This window comes from Halochromatium sp. (assembly GCF_054919635.1).
This window is the reverse complement of the sequence record NZ_JBUDPI010000336.1, coordinates 1-4,058: the sequence shown is the minus strand read 5'-3', so window position 1 is coordinate 4,058 and position 4,058 is coordinate 1. Positions and strand designations below refer to the sequence as shown.

Annotated in this window: 3 protein-coding genes; 1 reads left to right on the top strand and 2 read right to left on the bottom strand. The window is 60.6% G+C overall.

Going from position 1 to position 4,058, the window contains the following annotated elements:
* Positions 1-541 precede the first annotated feature (541 nt).
* Both ACY693_RS16125 and ACY693_RS16120 read right to left on the bottom strand, forming a co-directional pair.
* The gene (locus tag ACY693_RS16125) at positions 542-2,392 is read right to left on the bottom strand and encodes a sodium:solute symporter family protein (RefSeq protein ID WP_462322833.1); all 1,851 of its coding nucleotides are present in this window, start codon (positions 2,390-2,392) and stop codon (positions 542-544) included.
* Between the two features lie 15 nt (positions 2,393-2,407).
* Positions 2,408-2,662 (bottom strand): DUF4212 domain-containing protein, encoded by a 255-nt coding sequence (locus ACY693_RS16120; protein ID WP_462322832.1) that lies wholly within the window; start codon positions 2,660-2,662, stop codon positions 2,408-2,410.
* Between the two features lie 445 nt (positions 2,663-3,107).
* On the opposite strand from ACY693_RS16120, the gene thrC reads away from it, so the two are divergent.
* A partial coding sequence (gene thrC / locus ACY693_RS16115; RefSeq protein ID WP_462322831.1) for a threonine synthase occupies positions 3,108-4,058 on the top strand: 951 nt, incomplete at its 3' end.

The window sequence follows — 4,058 nt, the reverse complement described above, 5'->3', positions numbered from 1 at the left end:
GGTACTCGCGGTCGCGGGCGGCGGCAAAACCGAGCTGACCGCTGGTGTCCTCGAACACTGCGCGCTCGGTGATACGGTCCTGGGCCTGAGCCTGGGGCGCCATGGCGGCAAGGCACAGCAGGCAGGCGCAGAGCACCGACGCAAGCCAAGGGCTGGTTTTGCTTTTCATGGGTGAAGTTCACCACAGATAGCCAGGGACGCGATGCTCTCAGGCGCCTATTTGGGCTAGCGCTTCACTTTCTGCGGTGGATGCGAGGTCTTGCTTTCTTCTCCCGAGGTTGTCCTTGGCAAGGCACTGCAGTCCGCAGGATTTCAGCATGAGGGCTCTCCTCAGCAAAGGTCACCAGAGTGCGCTCATCCTTGCTGAGCTCGATACTGATCCGCTAAATCGGCTGATCGAGGATCCTAGTGTCGAGACTGCGCAGGCTCGCTCAGAGCGAGTGATCTGGCAGCGTGCGCAAAAAAAGCCCCGCAAAAGCGGGGCCATGTCGCCTCTTGGCAGAGGGCGTCAAGAAGACGCGCTCTGCGCATTGGTTGTCGTTCAGTGGCCAGTGGCCTCGCCGGCACCACGCGGTACGCGGACATCCTCCACCAGGTGCTGGATATGCTCCGGTGGCGGTGCGGTGACGGCCGAGACGATGAAGGCAACGGCAAAGTTGACGATCGCGCCAACGGCACCGAAGGCATTCGGCGAAATGCCGAGGAACCAGTCTGCTCCCATGCCCAACTGCGGCGCTAGGAACTCGGTGCCGGGGATGAAGAAGATACCCTTGTGCTGGAACACGTAGAGCAGGGTGACGGTAATACCGGCGATCATGCCGGCGACCGCGCCCGAGTTGTTCATCTGCTTGTAGAAGATGCCCATCATCAGCGCCGGGAAGATCGACGAGGCGGCGAGTCCAAAGGCGATGGCCACGGTGCCAGCCGCGAAGCCCGGTGGGTTGAGACCGAGATAGCCAGCGACCAGGATGGCGCCGATCATCGAGAGTCGCCCAGCGTTGAGCTCGGCCTTCTCCGAGATGCCCTTCATGAACACGCTCTTGAGCAGGTCATGCGAGATGGCCGAAGAGATGGCGAGCAACAGTCCAGCTGCGGTCGAGAGCGCCGCGGCCAGACCGCCGGCGACCACTAGGGCGATGACCCAATTCGGCAGTCCAGCGATCTCTGGATTCGCCAACACCATGATGTCACGGTCGGGTCCAGGCTTCAGGGCGCCGCCGGTACCATGGAAGATCTCGCTGCCCTTGTACCCCAAGGCATCGGCCTCAGAGACGGTGGCCTCGTCCTTGTCGTTGTAGTACTGCATCTTGCCGTCTTCGTTCAGGTCTTCCCAGACCAGCAGACCGGTCTCCTGCCAGTTCTTGAACCACTGCGGTACCTCCTCGTAGGGCAGGGGTTCGAAGGACGCGAGACCTTGCTCGGTACTCTCGGGGTTCTGCACCATCAGGGTATCGGTGAAGTTCAGTCGCGCCATGGCACCCACTGCAGGGGCGGTGGTGTAGAGGATGGCGATAAAGACCAGCGCCCAGCCGGCCGAGAAGCGTGCGTCCTTGACGGTGGGGACGGTGAAGAAGCGGATGATGACGTGCGGGAGACCAGCGGTGCCGATCATCAGCGAGAGGGTATAGGCGAACATGTTCAGCGTGCTGCCCATGGTCTGCGTCGTGTACTCCTTGAAGCCGAGATCGGTGACGACCTGGTCGAGCTTGGCGAGCAAGCTCATGCCGCTGGCGGCGCCTTCCGGGGCATATTCGCTGCCAAGGCCCAGCTGTGGGAATGGATTGCCGGTGAGGTTGAGCGAGATGAAGATGGCCGGGATGGTGTAGGCCATGATCAGCACGACATACTGCGCGATCTGGGTGTAGGTGATGCCCTTCATGCCACCGAGCACGGCGTAGATGGCAACGATGCCCATACCGATGTAGAGGCCGACATCATAGGGGACCTCGAGGAAGCGCGAGAACGCAACGCCGATACCCTTCATCTGGCCGATGACGTAGGTGATCGAGGCCAGGATCAGGCAGATGACGGCAACGATGCGCGCGGCCTGCGAGTAATAGCGGTCGCCGATGAACTCCGGCACCGTGAACTTGCCGAACTTGCGCAGGTAAGGGGCAAGCAGCAGAGCGAGTAGGACGTAGCCGCCGGTCCAGCCCATCAGGAAGACCGATGCGCCGTAGCCGTTGAAGGCGATCAGACCGGCCATCGAGATGAAGGAGGCAGCGGACATCCAGTCGGCGCCGGTGGCCATGCCGTTGAGCACGGGGTGGACGCCCTTGCCGGCGACATAGAACTCGCCGGTGGTCCCAGCACGGGCCCAGATGGCGATGCCGATGTAGGTGGCAAAGGTGAAGCCGACGACCGAATAGGTCCAGATATCGAGATTACTCATGGTTGCGGCTCCTGGTTATTCTTCCACGTCGAATTTCTTATCGAGGCGGTTCATCCCGTACGCGTAGCTGAAGATCAGTACGAGGAAGACGTAGATCGAGCCCTGCTGAGCAAACCAGAAGCCCAGCGGGTAGCCACCGAGGTGGAATTGGTTCAGGGGCTCGACGAGCAGGATGCCCAGCCCGTAGGAGACAATGAACCAGACGAGAAGCAAGATGGTCACAAGGCGAATATTCGCCTTCCAGTAGGCGGAACGGTTTTCGGGTGTCACCGCGTTGTCCCTCCCTCAAGAGATGTTATTTAGGTGAAAAGGTTGGAGTGCCAACCCTTAGTTCTTGGTGTCATCGTTACGCGCTGCTGAGCAGACTCCTTCAGCCAAGCCAGCGGTCGGGCATTGTGTTGTCCGGCACAATCCCCTGTCAACGATAAGGAGTCTTGGCTGAAGGGCCTGAATATCCGAGAAAAAGTCTCAAACTTGGGTGGGGGCGGAGCCCGAAAAGAGGGCTTTGCGAGTGGAGTGGCGATTGCCAAGGCTCGCTTCGTGGCGCTCACCGTGAGCCATTAGCGGCTTCTAATATGCTGTTTTTATTGGTTTAAGACGATATGGTGCGTCTTGCGCTAAGGGACGCTGTTGCCACTGGCGCGCCTTTTCACTACCTTGGCATGTTTGCGGGGCTCGTGCGCCGCGCTCAGCTTGAATGACGATCTAGGTTGCGATGCGATACCTGAGTACACGCGGCGGCGTTGAGCCGGTCGACTTTGCCGACGCGGTGATGATGGGCCTAGGAACCGATGGCGGATTGCTCGTGCCGGAGCGGATTCCGCGGCTGTCTGCCGAGACCTTGCAGGGCTGGTCGGAGCTCAGCTTCCAGCAGTTGGCTGTGGAGGTGCTCACGCCCTTTGTCGGTGACAGCATCCCTCGTGCCGACCTGGTTGCGCTGATCGAGCGCTCCTACGCGACCTTCTTGCATCCAGAGGTCACGCCGGTGGCGATCCATGGAGGCCGACAATGGCTCGAACTCTTCCATGGTCCCACAGCGGCGTTCAAGGACGTCGCGCTGCAGCTGCTCGGCAATCTGTTCGAGTATCTGATCGCCCGCGAAGATGGTGTGCTCCGCATCCTTGGCGCGACCTCGGGCGACACCGGCTCGGCTGCAATCTACGGCGTGCGGGGCAAGGCTGGCATCGACATCTTCATCCTCCATCCGAAAGGACGCGTCTCGCCGATCCAGGAACGGCAGATGACCACGGTGCTCGATGCCAATGTTCACAACATCGCGGTCGAGGGCACCTTCGACGACACCCAACGCATCGTCAAGACCCTGTTCAACGATCTGGCGTTTAAGCACCGGTATCGGCTCGGCGCCGTCAATTCGATCAATCTGGCCCGTATCCTGGCGCAGACGATCTATTACTTCTACGCTTGGGGCCGAATCAGCGGCGGTGATGCCGAGCGTCGCGTCAGTTTCTCGGTCCCGACCGGCAATTTTGGCGATGTCTTTGCCGGCTGGCTTGCAAAGCGCATGGGGCTGCCGATCGATCGCCTGATCATCGCGACCAATCGCAACGACATCCTGAGTCGGTTCGTGGCCACGGGTGTCTACCGAGCCGGCGAGGTCTTTCATACCCTAAGCCCCGCGATGGACATCCAGCTGGCGTCGAATTTC

Excerpts from the sequence above, each read along its gene's own strand:
- ACY693_RS16125 (WP_462322833.1), bottom strand. The coding sequence starts at position 2,392 with ATGAGTAATCTCGATATCTGGACCTATTCGGTCGTCGGCTTCACCTTT.